Origin of the sequence: Nitrosomonas sp. Is79A3 (genome assembly GCF_000219585.1) — a bacterium.
GTDB lineage: Bacteria > Pseudomonadota > Gammaproteobacteria > Burkholderiales > Nitrosomonadaceae > Nitrosomonas.
In genome coordinates this window covers 3,523,068-3,548,729 of record NC_015731.1, presented here as the reverse complement: position 1 = coordinate 3,548,729, position 25,662 = coordinate 3,523,068, and the positions used below count along the sequence as shown (strand labels likewise).

Annotated in this window: 22 protein-coding genes and 1 pseudogene; 8 read left to right on the top strand and 15 right to left on the bottom strand. The window is 44.2% G+C overall.

Going from position 1 to position 25,662, the window contains the following annotated elements; all coding sequences use genetic code 11:
* Positions 1–146: 146 nt before the first annotated feature.
* Both NIT79A3_RS16475 and NIT79A3_RS16470 read right to left on the bottom strand, forming a co-directional pair.
* Positions 147–605: a hypothetical protein gene (locus NIT79A3_RS16475; protein ID WP_013967276.1), complete on the bottom strand. Its 459-nt coding sequence runs from the start codon at positions 603–605 to the stop codon at positions 147–149.
* Between the two features lie 333 nt (positions 606–938).
* Positions 939–1,850 carry a LysR family transcriptional regulator gene (locus NIT79A3_RS16470; RefSeq protein WP_013967275.1) on the bottom strand — a complete coding sequence of 304 codons (912 nt, stop codon included), beginning with the start codon at positions 1,848–1,850 and terminating at the stop codon, positions 939–941.
* 336 nt (positions 1,851–2,186) lie between these two features.
* Between NIT79A3_RS16470 and NIT79A3_RS16465 the strand changes: the two genes are divergently transcribed.
* The 4 genes from NIT79A3_RS16465 (at position 2,187) to NIT79A3_RS16450 (ending at position 4,017) form a co-directional block, all read left to right on the top strand.
* A complete protein-coding gene (locus NIT79A3_RS16465) occupies positions 2,187–2,396 on the top strand; it encodes a hypothetical protein (RefSeq protein ID WP_013967274.1) in 210 nt (69 codons plus the stop codon).
* Positions 2,397–2,887: 491 nt separating this feature from the next.
* Positions 2,888–3,103 carry a hypothetical protein gene (locus tag NIT79A3_RS19635; RefSeq protein ID WP_013967272.1) on the top strand — a complete coding sequence of 72 codons (216 nt, stop codon included), beginning with the start codon at positions 2,888–2,890 and terminating at the stop codon, positions 3,101–3,103.
* Entirely contained in the window at positions 3,100–3,447 is a 348-nt protein-coding gene (locus NIT79A3_RS16455) for a DUF488 domain-containing protein (RefSeq protein ID WP_013967271.1), read from the top strand. The genes NIT79A3_RS19635 and NIT79A3_RS16455 overlap by 4 nt, the downstream gene beginning before the upstream one ends.
* Positions 3,448–3,723: 276 nt before the next feature.
* Positions 3,724–4,017 carry a DUF190 domain-containing protein gene (locus NIT79A3_RS16450; protein ID WP_013967270.1) on the top strand — a complete coding sequence of 98 codons (294 nt, stop codon included), beginning with the start codon at positions 3,724–3,726 and terminating at the stop codon, positions 4,015–4,017.
* 344 nt (positions 4,018–4,361) lie between these two features.
* Here the strand turns inward: NIT79A3_RS16450 and NIT79A3_RS16445 are convergent, their stop codons facing one another.
* From NIT79A3_RS16445 to NIT79A3_RS19630, 3 genes and pseudogenes are all read right to left on the bottom strand, one after another.
* Positions 4,362–4,949, bottom strand: a complete 588-nt coding sequence (locus tag NIT79A3_RS16445) for a TIR domain-containing protein (RefSeq protein ID WP_013967269.1) — start codon at positions 4,947–4,949, stop codon at positions 4,362–4,364.
* A gap of 101 nt (positions 4,950–5,050) precedes the next feature.
* Complete coding sequence (locus NIT79A3_RS16440; protein ID WP_013967268.1) at positions 5,051–5,560, bottom strand: DUF1269 domain-containing protein; 510 nt, start codon at positions 5,558–5,560, stop codon at positions 5,051–5,053.
* 403 nt (positions 5,561–5,963) lie between these two features.
* Positions 5,964–6,074, bottom strand: a pseudogene (locus NIT79A3_RS19630) (IS5/IS1182 family transposase); the annotation flags it as partial.
* A gap of 165 nt (positions 6,075–6,239) precedes the next feature.
* Between NIT79A3_RS19630 and NIT79A3_RS18035 the strand changes: the two are divergent.
* Complete coding sequence (locus NIT79A3_RS18035; protein ID WP_013967267.1) at positions 6,240–8,042, top strand: type IV pili methyl-accepting chemotaxis transducer N-terminal domain-containing protein; 1,803 nt, start codon at positions 6,240–6,242, stop codon at positions 8,040–8,042.
* 649 nt (positions 8,043–8,691) lie between these two features.
* Here NIT79A3_RS18035 and NIT79A3_RS16430 read toward each other — a convergent pair.
* The 7 genes from NIT79A3_RS16430 to NIT79A3_RS16390 form a co-directional block, all read right to left on the bottom strand.
* Entirely contained in the window at positions 8,692–9,900 is a 1,209-nt protein-coding gene (locus NIT79A3_RS16430; RefSeq protein ID WP_013967266.1) for a hypothetical protein, read from the bottom strand.
* Positions 9,901–10,837: 937 nt separating this feature from the next.
* The gene (locus NIT79A3_RS16420; protein WP_083817976.1) at positions 10,838–11,275 is read right to left on the bottom strand and encodes a hypothetical protein; all 438 of its coding nucleotides are present in this window, start codon (positions 11,273–11,275) and stop codon (positions 10,838–10,840) included.
* A 435-nt stretch (positions 11,276–11,710) separates the two neighbouring features.
* Positions 11,711–12,187, bottom strand: a complete 477-nt coding sequence (locus NIT79A3_RS16415) for a hypothetical protein (protein WP_013967263.1) — start codon at positions 12,185–12,187, stop codon at positions 11,711–11,713.
* Between the two features lie 416 nt (positions 12,188–12,603).
* On the bottom strand, positions 12,604–13,116 hold the full coding sequence (locus NIT79A3_RS16405; protein WP_013967261.1) for a hypothetical protein: 513 nt from the start codon (positions 13,114–13,116) through the stop codon (positions 12,604–12,606).
* Positions 13,117–13,210: 94 nt separating this feature from the next.
* Complete coding sequence (locus NIT79A3_RS16400; protein WP_041360391.1) at positions 13,211–13,474, bottom strand: hypothetical protein; 264 nt, start codon at positions 13,472–13,474, stop codon at positions 13,211–13,213.
* Positions 13,475–13,594: 120 nt separating this feature from the next.
* Positions 13,595–14,098 (bottom strand): Imm57 family immunity protein, encoded by a 504-nt coding sequence (locus tag NIT79A3_RS18030; protein WP_013967260.1) that lies wholly within the window; start codon positions 14,096–14,098, stop codon positions 13,595–13,597.
* Between the two features lie 2 nt (positions 14,099–14,100).
* Complete coding sequence (locus NIT79A3_RS16390) at positions 14,101–18,486, bottom strand: RHS repeat-associated core domain-containing protein (protein WP_013967259.1); 4,386 nt, start codon at positions 18,484–18,486, stop codon at positions 14,101–14,103.
* A 429-nt stretch (positions 18,487–18,915) separates the two neighbouring features.
* On the opposite strand from NIT79A3_RS16390, the gene gdhA reads away from it, so the two are divergent.
* From gdhA to NIT79A3_RS16375, 3 genes are all read left to right on the top strand, one after another.
* Positions 18,916–20,259, top strand: coding sequence for an NADP-specific glutamate dehydrogenase (gene gdhA / locus NIT79A3_RS16385; RefSeq protein ID WP_013967258.1), 1,344 nt, complete (start codon positions 18,916–18,918; stop codon positions 20,257–20,259).
* A 157-nt stretch (positions 20,260–20,416) separates the two neighbouring features.
* Positions 20,417–22,333 carry a lytic transglycosylase domain-containing protein gene (locus NIT79A3_RS16380; RefSeq protein ID WP_013967257.1) on the top strand — a complete coding sequence of 639 codons (1,917 nt, stop codon included), beginning with the start codon at positions 20,417–20,419 and terminating at the stop codon, positions 22,331–22,333.
* A 42-nt stretch (positions 22,334–22,375) separates the two neighbouring features.
* On the top strand, positions 22,376–23,608 hold the full coding sequence (locus NIT79A3_RS16375; RefSeq protein ID WP_013967256.1) for a multifunctional CCA addition/repair protein: 1,233 nt from the start codon (positions 22,376–22,378) through the stop codon (positions 23,606–23,608).
* A gap of 69 nt (positions 23,609–23,677) precedes the next feature.
* On the opposite strand, the gene NIT79A3_RS16370 is transcribed toward NIT79A3_RS16375, so the two are convergent.
* The 3 genes from NIT79A3_RS16370 to NIT79A3_RS16360 all read right to left on the bottom strand — a co-directional run bounded on the left by NIT79A3_RS16370 (position 23,678) and on the right by NIT79A3_RS16360 (position 25,659).
* Entirely contained in the window at positions 23,678–24,766 is a 1,089-nt protein-coding gene (locus NIT79A3_RS16370) for a hemolysin-type calcium-binding protein (protein ID WP_013967255.1), read from the bottom strand.
* Positions 24,767–25,067: 301 nt separating this feature from the next.
* Positions 25,068–25,418 (bottom strand): YdbL family protein, encoded by a 351-nt coding sequence (locus tag NIT79A3_RS16365; protein ID WP_013967254.1) that lies wholly within the window; start codon positions 25,416–25,418, stop codon positions 25,068–25,070.
* A 25-nt stretch (positions 25,419–25,443) separates the two neighbouring features.
* Positions 25,444–25,659: a YnbE family lipoprotein gene (locus tag NIT79A3_RS16360; protein ID WP_013967253.1), complete on the bottom strand. Its 216-nt coding sequence runs from the start codon at positions 25,657–25,659 to the stop codon at positions 25,444–25,446.
* Positions 25,660–25,662 lie beyond the last annotated feature (3 nt).

The following is a 25,662-nucleotide window of genomic DNA, read 5'->3' as shown; positions in this document are numbered from 1 at the left end:
AAAGCCACTGCAGGAAAAACACAACGCCCAGGGTCAGGAAACCGAGGGCGCTTTGAAGAGGTGGTGTCGGGAATCAAATAATTCTTACTGAATTCTTAGTACCTAATAAAACCAAGATCTTTATCTTTATTGGATTTATAGGTGTTTCACAAGTTGTTTGAGTTCAAATTTTTCTTAGTCTTGATCGTAAGGTTGTCTTGTTGACCGGGAATTTCTGCTGGCTTGGCATATTCGCGTTGCAACAATTCTGCTGCTATCTTTCGATGAAAATGAGCCTGTTTTTGTGCTTCTTGTAAAGCTTGTTCGTAATAACGTAAATTGGCCGTGGCATGTGATTGGAAATCCTGCCCTCCTCGCCCATAGTATTGGCTTTTATCTTCATAGTGCTGCAAGGCTTTCTTTTTTTCTGCTGCTTTTGCCGCCATTTCTTTGGCTACGTCGTCATAGTAATTAGCCAACTTATCATGATCGCTATAAGTTTTTGCATTCTGTGCCAGCTTTCTATCATCATCAATTTGTGCTTCTAGTTGACCCAGTTGTGCACACGCGACCAATAGAGAAAGCAAAGGTAAAACTACAAGATATTTTCTCAGTTTTATGCTCATGATTGTAACTCCAGGTAGAACGATATGGAGGCATACTATCTGAGTCAATAGAGTCATGTATATTGGGGAAACTATTGTTCTTTACTAAGGAAAACTATTAAGAAACATTCAGCTTGGTAATATGACTATGGTTACTTTTTTTGATAAACAGAGCATTTTTAGTTTCTTACTGGAAATCTGACATATGGATTGTTGAAGAATACATTGCATAAAATCAGTCAGAGGGTAATGGTTTGGAAACTTTTCAATGTAGTAAATGGTATTGCGGATCGAATAGGGGTATCGGTCAATAGCTAATTACTTTTCATAAAAGCATTAAATCTAAAGCTTGGCCTATTTCAAAGATTGATCCCAGTAAGGCTTATCTCCGACGTGTTCTGACAAGAAATTAATAAAAGAGCTTATCTTTTTCGGCAAATGCCGACTTGGGAGATAACAGGCATAAATATGACGTTCTACCGACAGGTATTCCGGAAGCGCCGCCTGTAGCCGACCTTTTTGTAATTCCATGCCAATAGTATAAGTGGGCAACAAAGCGATTCCTAATCCATGAAGAGCTGCCTGAGCAAGCGCATCATTATCGTTGATACGTAAGGTTCCTGATACTGGAACTTTGATCTTTCCCTCCGGCCCGATGAAGCGCCAGTAGCTTTGTTCGGCTGAGAGCGCGCAATCGAGACAGTTATGTTTCACCAGATCTTCTGGTGTTTGTGGCACACCCCATTGTTGGAAGTACTGCGGGGTTGCACACAATATGCGGCGCACAGGTGCAATCTTACGAGCTACTAAATTGGGATCAGGCTCGTTTGTCACACGAATTTGTACATCATATCCCTCTTCGATCAAGTCGCCTGGACGATCGGTAATGGTCAAATCAACTTTTATTTTAGGGTAACGAGAAAGAAAACAAGGGAGTGCGGGAGCGACGTGGCGCGTGCCAAAAGAACTCGGTACACTCACTTTCAGTGTTCCGCGCGGCTCAGCATGAAGGCTATTGACTACTTGTTCGGCATGTTCAGCTTCTGTCAGTATACGTGCCACATGCTCTGAAAGCGCGATACCTGTCTCAGTCAAACTAAGATGTCGAGTGCTGCGTAGAAGTAATCGTGTACTAAGATCCTTCTCAAGTTTGGCGACAGCTTTACTGACCGCTGCACGAGAAATATCCATACGACGCGCCGCTTCCGCAAAACTACCTGCCTCCACGACTCGTGCAAAAATGATGAAAAGGTTAAGATCTTGCATAATGTCATTGTATCCAATTTGGAAACAAAATGTTTCATTTCTTGGTACTTCTCTCTAGCGTATTCTCGCTATATTATCTCTTCCAAGGTGAGATATTTATATGATATGCCGTAAAGAAATTATGGTTATTACTGTAATTAAACGACTAATATTTATACGAGCCTTAATTAGCGCGTTCTTGCCCACTTAAGGTGATGTACTTCCGGTTGATTAATTAAGAGTTTTATTGTCAACCTGAGAGAACGTATTATTAATAGGGTTATTTTTACAAGTCAGACGCACATTCTTTACTGCTTGCATAAATAATCAACAAATGTACTACAAGGAGTAGAACTTATGGAAACCAAAGAGTTATTAAAATCACCTCAGTTATTTGTAGTTTATGCAATTACCATCCTTTATACCATTACGTTTTATTTGGCGGCGGTTATAGCACCGTCTAATGATAATGCAGTATGGGGCCTGCAAGGCATAAACCAGGTTGCAAAGCTAGAAACAAATAGCCTTAATCGTTCCCAAGTAGTGCGGAATAACAGCTCGGGTTAAACCGGATATGGATCGTGCCCCCGTGTTTGTAATCAAGCAAATCATTGCAAGGGAACAAAAAATGAGCAACGGGGGCATTTGAACAAAAATATGCGGTTAGGGGGAAATAATACAAACGATTGAAAGGAGTAAGACTTATGAGGATCAAAGATTTATTAAAAAAACCTCAGTTATTTGAGGTTTATGCAATTACTATTTTTTATACTGTCACGTTCTCTTTAATTCTCTTAAGCGGCAGTTATAACGGCATTTACTGATAATGCAGTATGAAGCCAGTAAGGCATACAACAGGTTGTTAAGATAGAGGAAAATAGTCTTTGTTGTTATCAAGTAGTGCGGAATAACAACTCAGGCTAAACCGGATAGGGATCGTGCCCCACCATTTTTGTAATCAAGCAAATCGTTGCAAGAAAGCAAATGCATCGGTGGGGCATTTGAATAAAAATATGTAGCTGCGGAAAACAATACAAACATAAAGGAGAATTAAACAAATGAAGCATCTTTTTTGGCAGGGCATGGGTATTATGCGAGTACAACGACCATATTGCCCTGTACGAATCCTCTCAGAACCGGACATATGCCACGGCCGCACCCGCACCCGCACCCGGCTCCGGAGCAAACAGACTGCCCCGAATCAAATCAGTGAATATTTGAGCACTGATACAGTTTTGAAATTGCTGCCCGATCAAATTCAACAAAAACCATGAGCGCAATTAAAATTAAACGCGTATATGAAAAAGCTGCAAAAGATGAATACAGGATCTTGGTGGATAGATTGTGGCCTAGAGGATTGACGAAAGAACAGGCAGCGATTGATTTGTGGTTAAAAGAGATTGCTCCTTCTTCAGAATTACGTAAGTGGTTTGCGCATGACTCAGAAAGATTCCTAGAATTTAGTACTCGTTATGTCGAGGAGCTTGCACAAAATCCTGCTGTAGCAATTCTTTCAAACTTATTAACCAAACATAAGCATGTAGCTTTGGTCTATGCAGCCAAAAGTGAGGATATTAATCATGCTGTCGTACTTAAAGGATTTATGGAATCAAATTAGCTGATCCTGGTTATGTACACCATCATGCACATCATTGCTGATCTGATTTGTCCGGTAAATAAGTGTTATCTAATGGTTTTCTTTAGGAAAAAACCATGGTTTCCTTAATATACACCTAATGTTAACTGAACTAAGATGGCAGCGTTTGTTTATAACTGAAGAGGATTATCATAAAAGCACATGAGGTTTTTGATATCAGCGAGACTGTCGGTGATTATACGAGAAAGTATCTCGTAATTTTATTTAATGGTTATCTGGTTTTTTTTGGAAAAATAAATGAATAATGCAATCTTAATGAAAAGATTCGAAATTGTTATCGGAGCAGGATATCTCGATCAGCTAATTGAATTATTAGAAAGATCCGGGTTGCGCGGATATACAGTTATCAAAAATGCAGGCGGCCTTGGTTCACAAGGTAAACGAAATCCAGATGATGTTCTCATCGCCGATGAGAATGCTGTAATAATTCTCGCTTGCAATGAAGATCAAGCGCAGGCAGTGCTAAATGAGCTGCAACCGGCAATGAAAAGCTTTAATGGTATGTGCTTGATTTCAGATTGCTATGTATAAATGCACTAAAAAGCTGATCGAGGTAATTGCCGTGGTTATGTAGGCAATGATATGACGGATGTTTTATCATAAATATTTATCGATAAGCAAGATTCATCGTCGCTACCGGCAAAATTCATCTGGCCATTGCAATCGATAATTCTGGCATTTGGTATCACAACATATCATTAAACTGGTAATGAATCATTTCGCTTCAAGCAAAGCAGTGCAACTGCAAAATATGCGAAAAACTCCGTTTTCCAAGTAACAAATTTTGTGACTATTTAAGAATCTGCAACGGCAGTCTTGACTGCTTAATTATAATATAGAGTGGTGTGAATAAATGGTTGCAGAGGTAATATGCGCTAGACTCCAGATTCATGCCACGCATTCCCGAATAAATTTTCCACGAAACTTGGGCGTGAATTGTCTGGGTCGAGTTTATTCCTTCTCTCAGAAGCATCATGGATCCATTTCTGAACGATAAACGGATCAGTATCCCAATCGTAAATGCTGGCGAAGCCGCATTTAATGTTGTCATACAACCTTGGCGGAATAGTATATTGATCGTATTTGGTTATGTCGTTCCGAGGGTATGTGGGAAGGATTATCCCGAGCAACCCCGATCCCGGATTGACTTGTGTCTTTCTGACACTTGCCCCAATTTCCCAGTCCACATGCTTTCGTTTCCACGTCTCAGAGCCTATGAGTACGATCGTAACCGTTGAATCTTTTAGATACATATCCCTTATTTTTTGCTGTAGCATCTCCGAGTCAAGATTAGTATCTATGTTTCCAATCTGAACTGATTTCATAATTAAGACATCTTGGTTGGCTAAAAGGATTTCTTCGAAATGATTGCGATATTCCTGATCTTCAATGGAGTGATGGTAGCTTACATAAACTTTATATTGTGGCTCGGGGAAAAGATTTCTTTCAGGTAGATGATTCATGACAGTTTCCTAAAAACATGAAGTGTGGAAAATTGCAATTTAATACATTGCGCTCAGAATTATTGCAATTTCCCACTCAGAAGAAGATTCAAAATTTTCCCTTAAGGAAATGCAGGTATTCTTGGTTCAGTGCCTTCTATCTCAGCTTGAGGAATATGTTGTTTGATACGTTCCTCAATTTCCTTAAGGCGGCTCGTCGGAGCATCGACAAGGACTAGAAATTTACCCGCTTCTACTGCGTCCTCAAATTCTTTAATCCTTCTGTTCCCAATACTCATTCCTACCATGCCGCTTACCCATGCACCAACACTTGCACCTACAACAGTGGTTGCAAGCAAAATGCCCCCAGCAATCACTGTTGAGGCGGGCGGCAGCATAATCGCAATTAAGCCTGCAAGCATGCCGGTTGATCCTCCAACTGCCAATCCTTGTTCAACTGCAGGAACAAAATCACTCTTTTGTAAAAGAGTAGCTTCCGGAAGATCTTCTAATGGTGTGTTGCGTTTTGCAATTACGTGGATATGTTTTTCATCGATTCTTGCCAGTATTAAGTCATCAACTACGCGCTTAGTTACGGCAATATCAGGGGCAAGAAAATAGATTCGTCGCATAATAACCTCCAAAATTTGGTTATTCAGTACTTAAATCACATGAGATGAATATAATTTTAATTATTGATCTCGTCTGTGATGATAGGAGGGGAGAATAGAAAATACAATAAGCAGTTTCCTTAGATTTTTAAGCCGCTTTATTGATCCAGCCATTAAAAAGATTTACTAGAATCTCCGTATTACGGCCTTCTCTGCTATGAAAAATAGAACTGTTTAATGGCCGACTCTATAATAATTCCAGTGATTGTGAAATAGTAATTCATGCAATGCACGTTCTTCTGCCAAGTCTTCTAGTCTTAACATCGGAATCCGTTAGGATCAGGTACCGAATCACGATTCAGATTACAAAACAATAATATATTCATCGACAATACTCCCAATTCGGGACCTGTCCCCATACTTTCTTCATTCGATGCAAAACACCTTCTACCGTCATGCGCAAATTGTGCTTGTTATAAATGGTTTCTTGAAGCAGAATCTTCTTTAGCTTCGACCAAAACTCATCACTGAGCATCAAGCGGGTATCGTAAACCCGTTTTGTTGGTGGTGAGGGAACACCAATAGTGCGAGTTTGTTTTTTTCTATGAAATACTTATCCCGTACTTCATGCATTAGAATTAGTTAAGGCCCAGAAATGGGAAATTCTGTTTAATCCAAAAAAGTCGCCTCTATAATATCAATGATGACAGATAGAAATTTCGGTTTAAAAAATAAATTATTTCTTATAGGAACCATAATTTTTCTTATAGCATTCCTCTCTGTTGCTTTTACTTTTGTTATCAGCAAGAGCTTAACTGGCACAGCTGCCGCTATTAATGAAGCTGGAAGACTCCGAAAGTTGACCTACAAGATTTATTTGGCACATAAGGGGGAAGACCTGAGCAATTTTAGCTCAGCGATTACTAAATTTGAGAAAAATCTTAATCTCTTGCGCGTGGGAAGTCGGGAAAGGCCTCTTTTTGTTCAGTGGGATAAAATGCAGCGCATACAATTTCTTAAAATTGAGAATGACTTTCAGCGTATCAAAGAAAAATGGTCCAAAAAAATATATCTACATTACGAATCCATAGAAATAAAAAGTTTTATTGACGATATTGAAAATTTTGTGAGGGCGTTAGAAACAAGAAGTATTTATTTAGCAAGGTTATTGCAATTTTCTCAATTCATAATGCTGCTTGGAATTTCATTTATCTCATTATTCATCTTTTATTTCACCAGAAGTTTCATCCTTTCTCCCATTATGCAATTGCATTCTGCATTTGAAGCAGTCAAAGCAGGAAAACTAGACACTAAAGTCAGCATTGAGACAAAAGACGAATTTGCAGATTTGGGTACTAATTTTAATGACATGACTAGTAGCTTGAATAGCATTCATAGTGAACTCAAGATGCAGAATCGTAAACTTAAGGAAACCTGGCAGCAATTGAAGGAAACAAGCGATCGCTACGCTGCACTCTATGACTATGCGCCTGTAGGTTACTTTACCATGGATAAATCTGGGAATCTGCTGGATATTAATAAGACCGGCATTTCCATGCTTCGGATGGAGCGCGCATCCATTATTGGTCAATCATTTTTGGTACATGTTGTCGAAAGAGATGCCTCGCTATTTTTTCAGCATCTAGGAGACATGCTTAGTAATCCTAATAAAATTATTACCGAATTGCGAATTCATGATCGTGACAATAAAGAGCGCTTTATTCGATTAGAATCATCAACTGAAAGTGACGCGAGTGTTATTCGCACTGTCATGACTGACATCTCTCAACTTAAAAATAAAACTCGTCAAATTGACGAGTTGTTGAGAGAGAACCGGCAACTAACCCAGAGCATGTTTATGGTACAGGAGGAAGAACGCCGTTACATTGCGCGAGAGTTACACGACGAGCTGGGGCAGTGGTTGACCGCCATTTCTGTCGAACTCAATCTGATTACTAGTGACGTTGGTGCGTATTCCGGAATCAAAACCTGCGCCCAGGGGGTCAGCGCTTGCGTCGACAAAATGCATACTGTGATCCATGATCTGCAAAATCAACTGCGTCCTCCGCTATTGGATACACTTGGGCTCAAAGATAGTCTGCGCGAATTGAAAAAAGAATGGTGCTCACACCGTCCCGAAATCAGTTTCAAAATGGTGTTAGAAGGAGATCTTGAGAACCTCTCCGAGAGGATTAATATCACCATATACCGCATTATCCAGGAATCGCTCAACAATATTTCCAAGTACGCTGAAGCTTCCCAGGTGAAAATACGGTTGAGTCGTGAACAAGACGAGACTTCAATCGATATCCTGTCCCTGAATGTGGAGGATAACGGCAAAGGTTACAATCTCAATCAGCAAACCGATGGAATAGGGGTGTTGGGGATGCGTGAGCGGGTAATTGCAGCGGGTGGTGAATTTGCTATTCGCAGTGAACCAAACCATGGCACACGTATCGATGTCAGATTTCTTCACGCTGGATCTGTGGACATCTGTGGTTAATCTTTTCTCTATAAGTAATTTATTCTTAACCCTGATTAATATATTGATGTCACTTTTACAGTCAAGAAGAATTCCACAACACCACAACGGGGTCGGATACCGAACTACGAATTTTGATTACAAAACAAAAAATCTATTCATCGACAACATTCTCAATTCGCGACCTGTCTCCATGCTTGCAAAACCTGGACTCAAAACGATTTAACCGAAAAATCGGGAGCGCAGTCGTATATCGAGGATTTGTGAGACCTGCCCACATTTGTGCTCAAAAAAAGTAGCGCTTAGGGTTATCTTCCACTGATGCAGGAGTACATGAACGCTTTTCCTGCTAAAGCACATTCGCTATTTTGTTCTGACTGGTTAGAAGAACCATTAGTTGCGCAGCCGATCAAGCTCCAAATAATCAATGATACGATCACAAAAATTTTCACAAACATTTTTCATCCCAATAAGGTAGCTCGATATCGTTTCTGAAAATAATCTATCACTGTCTCACAAGGCGGCACACTTTAAGAGTGTATTTGGGTGTACATGATTGTAATAACTCAACCGGAGTGACATGTGAGTATCCTAACTTAATCAATACAATGATGTATATTAGGGAAACTTTTGTTTTTTTATAAGTAAAACCATTGTAAGAAATTAGATCTCATTTCTTGCTAGCAATTGCGGCATCAATTGCTTCGCCTATTCCTTGAAGCTTCGAGACGACTCTTACACCATAGCGAGCAGCGTGTTTCTGGATGTGTGGGGCCATGAACGAATCCGCACGGAAGACGTGAACGTAAGGTGCATAAATGGCGTGCATAGCATCGGCGAAGTCGTTGGGTTGCGGTGCTCTCGGCATCTTTGTCGTTGTGGTCCACCAAGCTGAGAAAAGTGATCTAACCGCGACGGTCAAGCCAGGACATCGAAGTTCAAGAATTGCTGGACTAAGAGGTTGAGGCTGAATGTTCAACGCTGATTCGGCCAACTGGGCAGCTACGTTGCTGAGAAACGAGTCTTGGAGCTCGATCCATTTTTTATTGGTAATGATGCTATCAGCAAAGCCCGAACCAAAAGTATGATCCAAGTCACGAATCTCCTTCGCTTTCTCGAAGGCTGATAGAATTGCCTCAACAACGGTGGCAGCTGGTTTACGTAACAGGGTAACAAACTCGTTGAGTTCTGTATGATGTTGCCTGAACCACTGAATCATCCATCGGGGATCACCAAGACTTGCGCGGAACGCTAAGGTTGCCTCGTCAGCGGTTGCGTGGCCTGTGTAGAAGCGCATGAGTGTTCGGGCATCTTCAGGACGCATTGGAAAATGGGCCATGAGCTTATCAATAGACTGATTTTCCGGGTCTTCGCCAAGTGCAGCTCTGACAGCTGGTCTAGGCTGGCCACGTTTTAGGAGCTGTTTCTGAGCTTTCCTTCGTTCGGCGCGGCTGACTCCTGGACCACTAAGCACATCTATGATCGTCTTACAGATGTCAAGTTGATCGTTGGGCAGTAGTCGGAAAACCTCCAATGGATACCAATTCCCGGTGTCAGAATGTGCCGAAAATACAGGGCCTTCTACCTCATAGGCTGAGGCGAGTTCGCTTGCAAGTATCGTGCTATGCCAAGCAAGCGCATTGGTGCCGCAGAGGCGTACCAGCATATCTGTACGTTGTTCTGCCGCGAATGCATATGCAGGATCAAGTGGCGCCATCTCACTCAAGATTGTTCCGGTGTAGTAAAAGCGAATCCGGCCCGAGTCTCTCAGATCAAACAACTCCTGCAATGTATCAGCAAGTGCTGGAGTTTGCTTGTTGGGGTCAGACAGCATTGAGTAGTCGCTGCTATCTAGGAAGATCCGAATCGCTTCGGTCATGCTGTGATGAGACCTAAAGTGAGGTTGAGGAATTGCAAAACTTTTCGGCAGCCCCTTCGAGCTTAGGGCTGGGAATAGGTAGAGAAAATATCATGATTGTAGGCAGCACACAACGGGGTAAGGTACAGAATCACCAATCCAGAATAGGCAATGTACAAAACAAGATCATAAAACATGAGCCATACTTATCCATCGGCTATATTCTCAATCCGCGACCTGTCCCCACGCTTCTGCCCATTTCTCCTACATCAAGCTTTCAAGGTTTGGATCAAGTCAATTCCCGGATAACGCGAACTTATCCGGGCTACTTGCTAGGATTCGTGAGACCTGTCTACATTTGTGCTCATAAAAGTAGCGCTTAGGGTTATCTTCGACTGATGCAGGAATACATAAACGCTCTTCCGGCTAAAGCACATTCGTTATTTTTTTCTGACTGGTTATAAGAGCCATTGGTTGCGCAGCCGATCAAGCCCAAAATAATCAATGAGACGATCACAAAAATCTTCACAAACATATTTCATCCCGATATGGTAGCTCAATTTCATTTCTGAGAATAATCTATCACTGTCTTACAAGACGGCGCACCTTAAGAGTGTTTTTGGGTGTACATGAATGTAATAACTTCAACCGGAGTGATATGTGAGTATCCTAACTTAATCAATACAATGATGTATATTAGGGAAACTTTTGTTTTTCTATAAGTAAAACCATTAGCTGCAACTGCTCTCACAAACGTTGGGGTCAGGTACCGAATCACGAATTCTGCATTACAATGCAAAAAAATATATTCATCGACAACATTCTTAATTCGCGACCTGTTTCCATGCTTTCCCCATGCTTTCTGATTCATGATGTTATTAAATCAGAACAGCCCTTTGATGCAAGTCTCAATCATTCGACAATTTCAATTCATTGCGGTATCTGGCCCTAAAGTTTGTTAACGGGATAAAATTGCTTTCAAGGATGGAGCGTTATTCCCTGGATAAACAATGTCACTAATTCGCCAATCTTCTTTAAATTTAGTAAGCTTATAAAGTAGATTGACCTTCATTCCATTAGAAGGGTAAATAAACTGCACCGTTACAGTATCGTTTTCCACGGAGCTAATGGTTAACTCGCTAGCCGCAGGATCTTGTGATGCAAAAATTGGATCAAATTCTAGGTTGCACAATTCACCTTTGCGAATAACATTACAGTTAGCTTCCTGTAAAAAGAGCATCACCAATTCAGGAGAAAAATATTTACTAAGAACATCCTGTGATTGTTCCTCAATTGTTTTGCCCAGATAATATTTAGCTTCGCCTGAGGCATCAAAAACGGCGCTCCAACCAAAGTCTTTGTATAACTGATAAACAATAGCTTTTTTTGCATCCAATTCAATCGCATTTGCTACACAAGATAGAAAAAGTATTGAACATAAAAAAAACCTAATAATGATGCACTTCATAATTCAATACCCGTACTTCAATGAAAATTATTCAGAACACTGACAATCAGATGCCCTATAAATTTGATACTGTGAGTCATGATACCCTTGTCCTGCAAAATTTTTTTTGCGCACCACAATAGGATCAGGTATCGAACGCACCACAACTAGGTCAGGTACCGAACCACGAATTTTGATTACAAAAAAAACTATTCATCGACAACATTCTCAATTCGCGATCTGTCCTATTAGACGACAATTAACCTGCCTCCATGTATTCCTTCAAAAGCACGGGCAGGATATAGGCACAGATACAAAGGGCTCAGAACAATTTAGGATGCTAATTTAAGGGCCTAACTCTAAGTTTTGCTAAAGTTCCTTCCTTTACTGAAGAATGTCAGATAGGTGTAAACGTGTTACCTTTCGCTCACCCTCATCAAAACGAATGAAGAAGATTTCTAGTTTTCGAGTAGATGAGAGCTCTCTAAGCCTGCATTCGACAAGCTGTTTTGTGTTTTGAATTGTGCATGTGGCATTGGATAGTCGTTTAATTTCCATCTGAACCGCTTCATTTCTACGAGTCTCTTCTTGCCATTGGTTCAAATAAATGTACGAAGAGAAGTAGACGAAGAAACCGAGTACTAGCCGCTGGACATCGTTTTCATTGACAGCTGTAGAGATTTGCAATAAATCACAAGTGTTATCTGGGCAATATTGTACTGACCAATAAATATCCTCGCGCTCTATGATTACAGGGCCTTCCGGAATCTTTGTTAAATACGTTCCTGAATCGATTGTCTCAGCATTAGCAAAGCTCAGAACAAAAATACTTAGAATCGCCATCACCCGCTGCCACATCATGGAAATCTCCGGATCGGAATAGGATCACCTGGTAAAATTTTAGGCACACCATTTCCGGGCTCTAGCTGAAGATGCCAGTGATCTCTATTAGGATACCTCGGAAACATTTCATACTGACCACTACCAAACCCACAGGAAACAGCGCAGGTACCTACGTTCTCATTAGTTAAACCAGGATTAAACTTTGCACTTGCGATATCACAAGCTTGTCCTTTGGAATGGTGAGAATTCTTACTGTGGCCGGTTGTTTCAGCGCCGCCCGTGATTAGCAAGTCCAAACGCTGATTTCCGGTCGATGTCAGATACCGAATCACGAATTCTGATTACAAAACAAAAAATATATTCATCGACAATATTCTCAATTCGCGACTTATCCTTATTCTTTCTTGGAGCCAGATTCCGAGGTTTACTCGCGGCTAAAGTCCATCAATGTTGACAATTTTCCAACTTGATTCATATTTCTTAAAACGCACTAAATCTTCGCGTATTAACAAATTACCTTCAGAAAACAAAATTACGTAATGCTTGAGATTGAGCGTATTATTTTGTTGAAGTTCGAAGTCCGTAACAGCGGTAACAAAGATTTCAGTTTCTGGATCAAGAAGCTTCGACAGTAATTCATTTCTAGTTTTATACCGAGCAAGAAATTCCTGTCCTAAAAATTGCGATAAATCGACATCAGGGTTTTGTATAGGCTTAATAAATGAAGTAAGTATTTGTCTTGCTTCCAATAAATCACGTTTTTGTACAGAAGTAAGAGATTTGAAACGATCTACACCCATACCAAAATGGCTCAGTGCTTGAGGTGTGAACAGTTCTCTCTCGAAGCGTATCAATTCGTTGTCATCATTTGCAAGAACAATACTGAATAAACAAAACTGAAGTGTAAAAATCAGCAAAAGTTGATTTATTTTTAATTTTTTGCGCATAAGCAATTATCTCTGTTTAGTATTACTTCATTAGTTGGGAAAAATACTCGCATACTTGATTTTTGAATATGGGAGAAGAGGAAAAACTTGGAACTCAACGGACATTCTTGGCGATGCGCTGATTCAGTGCGTTGTATTTATAGTTATGCGTTTTGGCGTTCTTGACGGTTGTCGAGAGTTTGCCAGCGGCATTCCAGGTAAAAGTAGTGGCGTCATCGTTCAACGGATTACCGGCTGCGTCATAGCTGTAAGTCTTGGTAACCGGTCCGGCAACATTTTGCAGGCGATTACTATCCGTTGCCACGGCATACGGATAGCCAGTGCCGCCAAATTGCGCAGTCGTGCGGTTACTTTTCAAGCTTTCAAAGTTTGGATCAAGGTGACTCCCGGATGACGCAAGCTTATCCAGGCTACTTGCTGACTAAAAAGTTATATTTTCTAGGTTGCTTCAAGGTTCGCATAGTTATCTACAGAAAAATCAAAAATCCTCAGCCGCACAACGCTGTTCAGAGAGAATGCCTTCAATAAGAAATTGAGTTCGATCTTTTATTTGCGTTTGATTAGAGCAAATATCACTTGGTTGAATTTTCTCAAATAGCCGAGGATTATGTTGTTTATGAATCTCAAATTCCAATTGACATTGTTTCACCAACTCATCCGGTTTAACATTTTTTAAGTAAGTGAGTACCTTCTTACTTTTGTCTAAGGTATAGCACGTATAGTTTTCTGATAATCCTGCATCAATTCTGTACCTCATAAGCTTCACTAGGTGTTTTAATGCGCTGGGAGAATTTTTAATTCCAAGTATGATTAAGCCCAATTCTGCTTGATTATCGGCAGCTATATCTTTACTTACAAGTGCCCAGAATACAGCACTCTCCGCCATTTCAATTTCACGCTGATCTCGAGTTTTTTCTTTTTCGGCATAAGCCGAAAAAGAAGTAAAACTTAACAAGCATGCAAAAATAATGAATTTCTTCATTTCTACTCCATCACATTTAAAGTACTTGTGGGTTCTGCATCGAGTAATTGATTAAGTTGTTGCATGCTATTAGCAGAACCAGTAATACAACCTTCAGAGCAAAATGTAGGACCTAAGGAAGCACCAAAAGCATTCAAGCAGCTATGAGTAAGAAATCCACTTCTGCCAAAAGTATTCGTACCTTTAGCAGGGACTAAACGACGTCCATTAGACTTGGTATTGGCGGCCCCAGGCCCATTGATATTCCAAGTCCACATTCCTATTGGAATAGGACCACGATTTGGAATGTTAATACATGAAGGATTGTTCTTGCACTGCATACTCCGTCCATTATTCCCTGAAGCTACAGGAATATCTACAACAGGGTTAACAGGGCTGTCTGGTATACAAATCAAGCGACCTGCTGAAATACTATATGTGCAGCTTGCTAATCCCAACGAATCGAAAAATGAAATCGGGTTAGCTCTAGCATACCCATAAACATTCACACCCCCTGCCAGCCCAATCGGATCAGGGCTGATATATCTTCCCGTTTCCGGCTCATAATACCGGAAATAATTGTAATGCAAGCCGGTTTCCTTATCAAAATACTGCCCGGGAAATCGAGGGGGGTATTCAAAGAGTTGGCCGTTGCCGTCCGGGTCTTCGTCGGGCAGGTTGGCACCGAAGGCGTGAGTGTTTTCCCAGCGCCACACGGTGTTGTTGTTTTGATTGACGATCACCCTCGGGGTATTGAGATGATCGGCGTGAATGAAGTACACCTGGATCGGGCTGGTGGCTGTGGCTTTCTTGATCACCGCTACCGGAATATCTTCCAGCCAGATGGTTTCTTGTTTTACTAACCAATCATCTGCTGGTGTGGTTGTGAAGGAATTGTCTTTGTATTCACCGATCAGTTTCCCGGTTGGATCATAGAAGAAGAAAAACTTTGAATTCAACGGACCATTTTTGGTGATGCGCTGATCCAGGGCATTGTATTTATAGATGTGCGTTTTGGCGTTCTTGACTGTGGCCGAGAGTTTGCCAGCGGCATTCCAGGTAAAAGTTGTTGCGCCATTGCTCAGAGGATTACCGGCTGCGTCATAGCTGTAAGTTTTGGTAACCGGCCCGGCAACATTTTGTAGGCGATTACTATCCGTTGCCACGGTATACGGATAACCGGTGCCGCCAAATTGCGCAGTCGTGCGGTTACTGTTGGCATCGTAATTCCACAATTTGAATCCGCTGTTGTCCGATTGGCTGATCAGACGATCCAGCGCGTCATAATCATAGGTGCGGTTAGTCACCGGATTGGTATCGGTCATTTGCGTGATGCGGCTGGCGGCATCGTAGGTGAGTGTGCGGGTGTCGCTGCCTATAGGATGGGTTTTGAGCCGACCATCGAAGTCGAAACTGCGTGTATACGCCTGATTATTTCCCCACACCCAGCTTTTGGGTTCACCAAACGGTTGATAAGCGATATTGCTGAGGAGCAGGCTGCCATTAACACGAATTTCAATTGGGCGGCCATCGGCACCATAGGTGGTGCTGACTTGCATGCCGGAAGGATAAACCATTTGCTCAACGCGGCCAAAGCTGTCGTATTGGTAGCTCAGCGTCTGGGTGTAATTGATGGTACCGATCTTGGTGATTTGGGTTTTGTTGAGCAGACGGCCATGCAAGTCATAGCTGAAGCTGGTAGAGCCGGATTCATCCGTCATGCCGGTCAGGCGCCCAATGCCATTGGTGCCGGTATCGTAGCTCCAGACCAGCGCGGTTGCGCCGGGAACTCCGGTCACTGTGGTATGGGTACGCTTGGTCGGGCGATTGAGCGCATCCCAGGTATAGGTATGTTTGACACCGCGCGCATCGGTTACCGTTTTGAGGTTAACGCCGGTATCATAGGTGTAAGTGATCGTGCTGCGATCGGCTGAGATTTCCTGGGTGATATCGCCAAAGCCGTTGACCGTGTAGGTGGTGGCTATGTCTCGCGGATCGGAGACTTGCGTGATCTGATCAAGCGCGTCCAGGGTTTGCCGGGTATGGCCGTTGGCTGGATCGGTGGTCTGTGTCAAGCGATTGAGCGTATCAAACTGATAGGCTGCGGTATGCAGCAGCGGATCGGTGATTTGCTTCAGATTGCCTTGCGCGTCGTATTGGTACTGGGTGATCTGGCTTTGTGCGCCGATGTCTTTCCACAGACGGCTTAACGCATCGAATTCGCGTTGTTGGGTTTTTGTCAGGTTATTGAACGGATCGAAAAGTTCTTCCTTAGTGCGGTTACCTATGTTATCCAGCGTGTAGTGGATGCGGTTGCCGAGATTATCCGTAATATCGGTCAAACGATGCGCGGCATCAAAGGTGTAGCTTAAGAAACTGTTATCCGGAAAAATAATTTTTTTGAGCTGCCCCACGCCGTCATACTGGTAGCTGGTAATTTTTGTGCCGCTGGTGCGCGACAGCAGTCGTTGGCGCATATCGTAGGCAAGTATTGTGGTCAAGCCATTCGGATCAATAATTTCTTCCGGCTGGCCGTGGGCGTTATAACGCGTGATTTGCGTGATATGACCCAATGCGTTGGTGATGCTGGCAACTTGTGCGCGGCAACCCAAATGACCACCCGCACAGGCAGCATCCGGCGCGTAATAATCGGTGGTGGTGACATCGGTTACATCAAAGCGCGGGCCGTCTTCGGATTTTTGCAGGATCACGCCGGGAACGCCGGGGTGATAACTATAGCTGGTATTCCACGTGCGCGTGGCATTGGTGGTGGTGTCTTTAATTTGATGCTGTGTGACGTTGCCGTGAGTATCATACACATAGCTGGTTTCGCGCTTAGATTCAGCGATGAGCGCGGGCAGCCGAAAACTGGCATGCCAGGTCGTGAGGGTTTTGCGCTCGCTGCTGTTGGCGGCCGGTGTGTAACTGAGCAAATCGCCCGGACAAGCGGCACCAGCAGCCAAACCTTCAATTCGGGCGATTTCCAGGTTCCGGGTCAGATCATAGGCATAGCAGGTTTTATTGCCATTGAAATCGGCGCGGCTGTCGACATTGCCGTTGGCATCGTAAGTGGTTGCACTGGAAGCGGCACTACACCCTGAACCGGCCGGTTGCGATTGACCGGTGCTTTTGGCCACGCCAAGAATGGTTTGGAAGGTGTGCGTGTATTGGCTATTCAGCGGATTGGTAACGAGGGTGTTGCTGCCATCTGCGCTGTAGCCCAGTACATACCGGTCAGCACCGCCCGCATGTTCGGTCACTACTGCGCGGCCTTGCGTATCATACGTATAAGTCGCATAACGCACGCCGTTCTCGTCGGTGATGCCGGTTAGCGCATTGGGCAGATTCGCATTGCTAGTGTAAGCGGGTTCGTTGTAGTGGTAGGTGCGGGTTTTGGCATCGGGTGTGATCACCGAAGCAAGATTGCCAGCAGCGTCGTAAGTATATTGAAAGACACCATTTGCCGGATCAGTCATCGTATTGATGCGGCTGGAACCATCGTAGGTAAAGCTCAGTGCGCGACCGGTGTCGTCGGCAACGCTTGCCAGGCGGCCGTTGGTGTCATAATTGAGCGTTTGCGTGCGATCATTGCGATCAGTGATGGAAAGTAATTTACCTGAAGTGTTGTAGGTTTCGATCGCGTCATCGGCTGTGGTCAGCTGCCAGCCGCTACCGGGAACTTCAATGAGTTTATCGGAAATATCACCATCACCTACCCATAGACCACCATTAAGCCTGAAAAATATCGTTCTGCCATCGGGGCGTTCTGCAAAAATTAAAGATTGGATAAAAACCAGTTTGGTACTATAACTATGCCGCCACCGTATACCGATGTGCCGGTCAAGTGTATTTTGCGTGCCGTGGTAGATGCGAGTAAACTCAAGCGGGTGAGAGTTATAATCAGATTCAAATATATATTTGTTGCCGGTTCGAGTATGTATTGGGTTTCCTGCATATAGCCCACAGCTGTTCGAATCAACTCCTAAATTTTTTACTGGGTAAATATTTGTAGTGTTTTGCTCACAATTGTATGCTGCTACCCCAGTAGGGTTACCACCGTATGAACATACATACCATGGCCACATTCTCTGTGATATTGTCCAAGTCCAAGGTGCCCCCATATGAAAACCTGATGCAGTGCAAGTAACATCTTGGGATTCATAAATTATCTCATGCGAACAAGAAACCGATGTTGCATTGTAATATGCCGCAATTGTAGCAGGACATGTAGGTTTAATAGATGCGAATGGGGCTCCTCCAAGCAGACACCCCTCAAGTTGCGCAGGATAAGAAATTATTTCAGCTTTGGCTGGGGTAGATTGGAATCCCAGAGATAATAATGTCAGGAGAAAAAACAAAAATAAATTAAGCAAATGCTTATTTTTATTGCGAATTAAATTTCCTGTCATAACTATCCCCTTGATAGCAGCAGATAATTGGTTATTGCTACAGTTGGTGAAACAATTGCATACATCCATACACAGAACAGTGAAAAAGTTTAATTGTTTTAGTATTACAAGTACTTAAAGTATTCATAAGTGGAGCGCGAGATTCTTAAGAAGCAAGAAATCTTATGATGATTCTTTTAAATTAAAACGGTAAATAGCAATCAGTTTTTCCCTTATTCCTTAGTTTTCCTTCAACAGATTTATCCTTTAATGGACGAGATAACTTGAATCACCTATCCTTGGTAAGAGGGATAGATATTTCAAGTTATCTTCTTATTGGAAAATAACTTCTAAAAAATCCCATTTTTAATAAAAATACAGTGCAGCCTGTACATTAATTTGGCAGAATTAGGCTATTTGAAATAACCTTTCACTAACCGGGGAAATGAAATGAAATATAAGAGCCTTCAAGAGTTCAGCGCGTATGTGGCTGAGCGTAATCCTAATCAACCAGAGTACATGCAAGCGGTTACTGAGGTCGTGGAGAGTTTGTGGCCTTTTATTATGGAACATCCACGTTATGCGGAGCATGGCTTGCTGGATCGCTTGGTCGAGCCGGAGCGGGTGATTATATTTCGCGTGTCCTGGGTTGATGATCATGGTGAAGTTAAAGTTAATCGCGGTTACCGGATACAACACAGTTCTTCCATCGGTCCTTACAAAGGCGGCGTCCGGTTTCATCCTTCGGTGAATTTATCGATTCTTAAATTCCTGGCGTTTGAGCAGACCTTTAAGAATGCATTGACGACGTTGCCGATGGGCGGCGGTAAAGGCGGTTCCGATTTTGATCCGAAAGGGAAAAGCCCTGGCGAAATTATGCGTTTCTGTCAGGCTTTTATGAGTGAGCTATTCCGGCATATCGGCTCCGATACTGACGTTCCCGCAGGCGATATCGGTGTGGGCGGGCGTGAAGTCGGATTCATGGCGGGTATGATGAAAAAATTATCCAATCGCGCGGATTGTGTGTTTACCGGGAAAGGACTGAGTTTTGGCGGATCATTGATTCGTCCGGAAGCAACCGGTTATGGCACGGTGTATTTTGCCCAGGAAGTGTTGAGGCATGCCGGGCGTTATCTGGAAGGCATGCGTGTTTCTGTTTCCGGTTCGGGCAATGTCGCGCAATTTGCCGTGGAAAAAGCGATGTCGCAAGGCGCCAAGGTGGTTACTGTATCCGATTCCAGCGGCACGATTGTGGATGAAGCTGGCTTTACCCCGGAAAAACTGGCGGTCTTGGTCGAAGTAAAAAATCATTTGTATGCGCGTCTGGATGAATATGCCAAACGTGTCAATGTAACTTACTTGCCGGGTGTAAAACCTTGGCATGTGCCAGTGCAAGTGGCATTGCCGTGCGCGACACAAAATGAAATCAATGGCGAGGACGCGCAAACCCTGGTTAAAAATGGTGTTATTTGTGTTGCAGAAGGCGCCAACATGCCATCAACTGCGGAAGCCGTTGAGTGTTTTATCCATAACAAGGTACTGTATGCGCCGGGTAAAGCGAGTAATGCGGGCGGTGTGGCAACGTCCGGGCTGGAAATGAGCCAAAATGCAATGCGCATGTCCTGGTCACGGGAAGAAGTGGATGTGCGCTTGCAGGAAATTATGCAGGCAATTCACAAATCCTGCCTGAAGTACGGCACCAAACCCGATGGCAGCGTTAATTATGTGGATGGCGCCAATATCGCTGGTTTTGTTAAAGTAGCCGAAGCCATGCTGGGTCAGGGCGTCATTTGAAAGTTATTGCCGGTTTATAGACTGGCCGTTAAAATTTCACATCAACTTGAAGCATGACACTGGATTATCGCGGCGCTGCTGCGATAATCCGGATTGATTGCAGAGTGCTCGTTTCCGTCTCTTTATTGTAGTCTCCATTGGTTGTACTTTATTAGCTATGAGAAATTACCTTTTTGGATTAATCCTTTTAGCTTATGCTGGAACGTTATCAGCAAACCAGGACAGCGATTTTCTTGCCGCCCGGCAGGCATTCCAGACTGGCGATGCGAAGCGCCTAGACGATTATGCCAGACGGTTGCAGCGCCACGCGCTATGGCCTTATGTCGAATATTATCAATTCCGCATGGTGTTGCAAACGACCGATATCGCAACGATCAGAAATTTTTTGCAGCGGCACGAAGGCAGTCTGGTTGCAGACCGGTTGCGGGCCGACTGGCTCAAGATACTGGGAAAAAATCAACAATGGCAGCTTTTTGACGCTGAATACCCACTGCTGGGCAATAAGGATACCGAGCTATTGTGCTATTACTATCAGCGCCGCCTGAGTGCCTCTGATAAAACGGCACTGACGGACGCGCGATCATTGTGGTCTACGCCTACCAGCATGCCGGATAGTTGCACACCCATTTTTCAAGCGCTTATTTCCAGCGGGCAGATCTCTCAGCAAGATATCTGGACACGGATCCGGGCTGCGCTGGAAGAAGGTCAAACCGCCGTGGCCACACATGTTAATCGTTATTTAACTGGCAACGATGCGCTGAACAGCGCCGATTTGAATAATGCCGCGAAGAATCCGCAGCGTTACCTGGAGACGCTGAAAAGCAAAATCAAGACGCGTAGTGACCGTGAAATTGTGCTGTTTGCATTGCTGCGCTTGCTGCGCAACGATACTAATCAAGCGTATGTGCAGTGGCTAAAAATAAAAGATCAGCTCACCGCATCCGACCGGTCTTATTTCCTCGGAAGACTGGGATATCGGGCCGCAATGCGGCATGATTCCCGTGCACTGGATTGGTTCAGAGAAGCGCAAAATACCGCGCAGCCTTACCCGCCTTCGGATACCGTGCTCGCGTGGCAGGTACGTGCCGCATTACGGGTTACCAACTGGGACGAAGTCCTGAGAACCATCAACAGAATGTCGCCAGCCGAGCAGCAGGTTGATACGTGGCGTTACTGGAAAGCCCGCGCATTAAAAACAAAAGGGGAAGCGCTGGAAGCGCATAACATTCTTATTCCGCTCAGCGATGAACACAGTTTTTACGGCCAATTGGCGAGAGAAGAACTGGGGACAATGCTCAGTATTGCGGACAAAACCTATCGTGTCAGCAGCGGTGAAGTGTCCGCAATGGAGCATAAACCTGGCATACAGCGCGCTTTGGCTTTTTCCCGTATGAATTTACGTACCGAAGCGTACCGTGAATGGAGCTGGACCGTCCGAAATTTTAGCGACCCAGAGTTACTGGCAGCAGCAGAAGTAGCCCGCCGTCATGGTATGTATGATCGCGCGATTAACACCGCAAATCGGACCGTATCGCAGCATGATTTTAGTCTGCGCTTTTTGTCACCGCATCGGGAAACACTCAAAAAGGTTTTGCGGCAACATGAGCTGGATGAAGCCTGGGTCTATGGTCTAATCCGGCAGGAAAGCCGTTTCATTGCGGATATCAAATCCCATGCCGGGGCGGCGGGCTTAATGCAGTTGATGCCCGCTACTGCCGAATGGGTTGCCAAGCAGTTGGGCATACAAAATTTCCGCCAGAATATCGTGGTGGACGTGAATACCAATCTGCAACTGGGCACGTATTATCTCAAGCATGTGCTCGGTACGCTGGACAATCAGCCGCTGCTGGCTTCAGCCGCTTATAATGCCGGGCCGGGACGAGCCAGGCGCTGGCGCGACAATACCATGCCGCTGGAGGGTGCGATTTATGCTGAGACGATTCCTTTTAATGAAACCCGCGATTACGTCAAAAAGGTCTTGAAGAACTCGATGTATTACGCCAAAGTTTTGGATCATGGACACGATTCGCCAACGCTTAAGCAGCGTCTGGGTGTCGTGCGGGCGGCGAAATAACGGTTGGTTAAACTTTCATTCATTCTGCGATTAGAGTAAACAGTGAAGACTTATCTGGTGGGTGGTTCCGTGCGCGATGAACTGCTGGGGTTGCCCGTCAAAGATCATGATTATGTTGTTGTGGGTGCTTCGCCAGAGGAAATGGAGCGTTTAGGTTATCGTCCGGTCGGCAAGGATTTTCCGGTTTTTTTGCATCCGCAAACCCATGAGCAGTATGCATTGGCCCGTACCGAACGAAAAATTTCACTCGGGTATAAGGGATTTGAGGTGTTTGCCTCACCGCAAGTCACTTTGCAGGAAGATTTGGCGCGGCGTGACTTAACCATCAATTCGATTGCCAAAGACGAAACAGGCAATATCATCGACCCGTTTAACGGTGTCGCCGATTTGGAAGCTGGCATATTGCGCCATGTCAGTCCTGCATTTTCCGAAGATCCGGTACGTATTCTCAGAGCTGCGCGCTTTGCGGCGCGTTTCGGTTTTCGCATTGCACCGGAAACATTGGCGCTGATGAGTGAAATGGTGCATAACGGTGAAGTGGATGCGCTGGTACCTGAGCGCGTCTGGCAAGAGCTTGCGCGCGGACTGATGGAAGAAAATCCTTCACGAATGTTCTATGTGCTGCGCGAATGCGGTGCCCTGACGCGTATCTTGCCGGAGGTCGATGTGTTATTTGGAGTTCCACAACCGGCGCATGCCCACCCTGAAATCGATACCGGGCTGCACATCATGCTGGCCATTGATTACGCTGCAGTAAGGAATTATTCGTTGCCAGTGCGTTTTGCAACGCTGACGCATGATTTAGGTAAAGGCACGACACCGCCCGAGGAATGGCCGCGCCATATCGGTCATGAAGAGCGCAGCATTGATTTGACGCGGAATTTATGCGAACGCATCAGAATCCCCAAGGATTCCCGTGATCTTGCGTTACTGGTCGCCCGCTATCACGGTAATGTGCATCGGGCGGAAGAACTCAAGCCATCTACGCTAGCGGATATACTGCAAGCGGTTGATGCCTACCGGAAACCTGGGAGATTCGAAGAATTTTTACAAGCCTGTGCGTGTGATTTTCATGGACGTCCCGGTTATGCAACAAAAGCTTATGTTCAAGCTGAGCGGTTTCAGCAGGCCTATGTTGCAGCAAAAAGTGTAGACGCCGGTGCAATTGCAGCCGAATTAAGCCAGAGTTTTTCGGATTCCACAAAATTACCCCTGGCAATTAATGCGAAGGTACGCGAGGCGCGAATCGCCAGAATAAAAGCCGAATCAATCTAAAACGGCTTCAGAGAAATAACGCCCCACATACGCAACGCCGTGCAAGAAAACCTATAGCGAGCACAATCGCTATGCGAAAACTACACCGCTTTGCTGAAGCCCGACAAGATCAATGTTCGTTGCATTGACATCAGAATTAGCAGCAAGTACTAGCAGCTCCGCCTGCGTATATGATCCGCCGCTGCCCTGTAGCAATCCGACATAAAAATCATGATCTGCAGCCGAAGGCGCTGCGCCCACTACGTTCTGGAAGACTTTATCCACAAAAGCCCCATTACTAGGATTACCCAACACGCCGATCACGAGTTGCGCTACTTCCAATATACTCTGGCCGGAGTCAAACAGATTTAATCCGATACCAACATAATCCGGATGTTCGTCAATGGTAGGCGCATCGAACGCGGCGCCGATAATTCGAACCGTGTTGCTGGCTGCTTGCCCGGCATTAAGATCAACAGCAATATTTTTATCGGTAAATTGAAAACGCTCAATACCGGAAACTGTATCGTTACCATCGGGCCCGGAAATGCTGAGACCGGTACTTGTTCCGAGAATCGAGTAGTTCGCACGATTGCTGTTGTAGATTGCAGTATCAACACCCAAGCCCCCGCTCAGTGTGTCATTGCCTCCCGTACCATTCAGCGTGTCTTGACCGTCGGCACCCAGGATAAAATCATCCCCTGATGTACCTACCAAATTGTCTGGACCATCTGTCCCAGAAAACACATTGCTGGGTACAGTGCCGGTATCACCCGCAAAATTTTGGGGGGAATTGATTCCAGAGGAGCTGTCAGGGTTGAGTGACTTTATTCCATCAACCGGTAATGTGGCGTAGGTTATCTTGCCTCCAACCATTCCGGGAAAATTCACGATGCCACTGGTGGTAAATAGGAATCCATTCGGAATGATGTAATCGGGTGTAACAATACCCAAATCCGCAAACCCTTGGGTCGCAACCAGTACCGTTTTGTTGAGGGTTGCTTCGCTAGGCAGATTCGTAGGAATAGTGTATGTGTTAGTGGTAACGCCATTGGTCGAAGTAATGGTATGTCCTGCCCACTCGTCCTGGTCATTCGCATCTCCTGAAAATTCGATGAATTGAACAGTTCCATTAGCATTTGAATAGACTTCGTTAATGTGGAATACGTGGAATGTCATTTTTTTCTCCTTAGATCAGCCGTTGAGAGTGCAGTGAAGCTACTAACATGGTAAAAGAATAATTTAGATGTCAGATTGTCTCATTGACTGACCTCAAAATATATAATTTTATTATCCAAATTATAAAATTGTCGCTTTAATAAGGGAATAAGCGAATTGCTTATTTTTATCTATCCTAAACGAAGTAGAAATTTACGGGCAGCGATTTGCTGCAGAAAAATTCTGATGAAGTTTCTAAAATTAAATAATCAGCAGAGAATATGGTATGCGAGCTTTATTTTCTCGCCGGATTTGTTTTGGGCTATTTCTTTCTCCATTGCCCATTGACTTGAATCCAGGTTCCTGCGGGAACTTTCCGGATAATTTCTGCCGCATATACTTTCCCTACCTGCTCAATGTCTATTCCCTGTGCGGCGGCTTTTTCCTGGTAAATTGCTTTGCGCTTGGCGTTAATCGCATCGGCTTCTGCCCGAGCACTCGCTTCTCTTGCCACGACATAGCCCTCGAACGTTTCTCCAATCGCACCCGATGCGCGCAGATCATCGAGCGCATCAGCCCATGCCGGGGTTGTGCAGAGTGCGAGAGCCAGCAAAATAGAGCCGCTGATCCGCGCTAGCGGGTTTTTAACTGTCATTTTTGGAATACGCTGCATAGTGTTCTCCTTGTCTCGTTTAATATCAGAAAATGCCGGGGTTGGCCGCGATATCTTTCTTGGCTTCTTCTTCAAGTTTTACCCGGATATCAGCATCCAGCTTGATATTGAGATTAATCGTAATCGGTTCCTGTGGTGTTTCCAGCTTGACTGTCGGTGCGCACGCAGTGATCACCAGGCCGCAAAGGATCAGGATTACTGTGATGCGTATCGTATTTGTCATTCGATCAATTTTGCGCATGAT

Excerpts from the sequence above, each read along its gene's own strand:
- NIT79A3_RS19635 (WP_013967272.1), top strand. The coding sequence starts at position 2,888 with ATGAAGCATCTTTTTTGGCAGGGCATGGGTATTATGCGAGTACAACGA.
- NIT79A3_RS16380 (WP_013967257.1), top strand. The coding sequence starts at position 20,417 with ATGAGAAATTACCTTTTTGGATTAATCCTTTTAGCTTATGCTGGAACG.
- NIT79A3_RS16360 (WP_013967253.1), bottom strand. The coding sequence starts at position 25,659 with ATGCGCAAAATTGATCGAATGACAAATACGATACGCATCACAGTAATC.
- NIT79A3_RS18030 (WP_013967260.1), bottom strand. The coding sequence starts at position 14,098 with ATGAAGAAATTCATTATTTTTGCATGCTTGTTAAGTTTTACTTCTTTT.
- NIT79A3_RS16450 (WP_013967270.1), top strand. The coding sequence starts at position 3,724 with ATGAATAATGCAATCTTAATGAAAAGATTCGAAATTGTTATCGGAGCA.
- NIT79A3_RS16465 (WP_013967274.1), top strand. The coding sequence starts at position 2,187 with ATGGAAACCAAAGAGTTATTAAAATCACCTCAGTTATTTGTAGTTTAT.
- NIT79A3_RS16475 (WP_013967276.1), bottom strand. The coding sequence starts at position 605 with ATGAGCATAAAACTGAGAAAATATCTTGTAGTTTTACCTTTGCTTTCT.
- NIT79A3_RS16370 (WP_013967255.1), bottom strand. The coding sequence starts at position 24,766 with ATGACATTCCACGTATTCCACATTAACGAAGTCTATTCAAATGCTAAT.
- NIT79A3_RS16430 (WP_013967266.1), bottom strand. The coding sequence starts at position 9,900 with ATGACCGAAGCGATTCGGATCTTCCTAGATAGCAGCGACTACTCAATG.
- NIT79A3_RS16445 (WP_013967269.1), bottom strand. The coding sequence starts at position 4,949 with ATGAATCATCTACCTGAAAGAAATCTTTTCCCCGAGCCACAATATAAA.
- NIT79A3_RS18035 (WP_013967267.1), top strand. The coding sequence starts at position 6,240 with ATGATGACAGATAGAAATTTCGGTTTAAAAAATAAATTATTTCTTATA.
- NIT79A3_RS16440 (WP_013967268.1), bottom strand. The coding sequence starts at position 5,560 with ATGCGACGAATCTATTTTCTTGCCCCTGATATTGCCGTAACTAAGCGC.
- NIT79A3_RS16470 (WP_013967275.1), bottom strand. The coding sequence starts at position 1,850 with ATGCAAGATCTTAACCTTTTCATCATTTTTGCACGAGTCGTGGAGGCA.
- gdhA (WP_013967258.1), top strand. The coding sequence starts at position 18,916 with ATGAAATATAAGAGCCTTCAAGAGTTCAGCGCGTATGTGGCTGAGCGT.
- NIT79A3_RS16415 (WP_013967263.1), bottom strand. The coding sequence starts at position 12,187 with ATGATGTGGCAGCGGGTGATGGCGATTCTAAGTATTTTTGTTCTGAGC.
- NIT79A3_RS16390 (WP_013967259.1), bottom strand. The coding sequence starts at position 18,486 with ATGACAGGAAATTTAATTCGCAATAAAAATAAGCATTTGCTTAATTTA.
- NIT79A3_RS16405 (WP_013967261.1), bottom strand. The coding sequence starts at position 13,116 with ATGCGCAAAAAATTAAAAATAAATCAACTTTTGCTGATTTTTACACTT.
- NIT79A3_RS16455 (WP_013967271.1), top strand. The coding sequence starts at position 3,100 with ATGAGCGCAATTAAAATTAAACGCGTATATGAAAAAGCTGCAAAAGAT.
- NIT79A3_RS16365 (WP_013967254.1), bottom strand. The coding sequence starts at position 25,418 with ATGCAGCGTATTCCAAAAATGACAGTTAAAAACCCGCTAGCGCGGATC.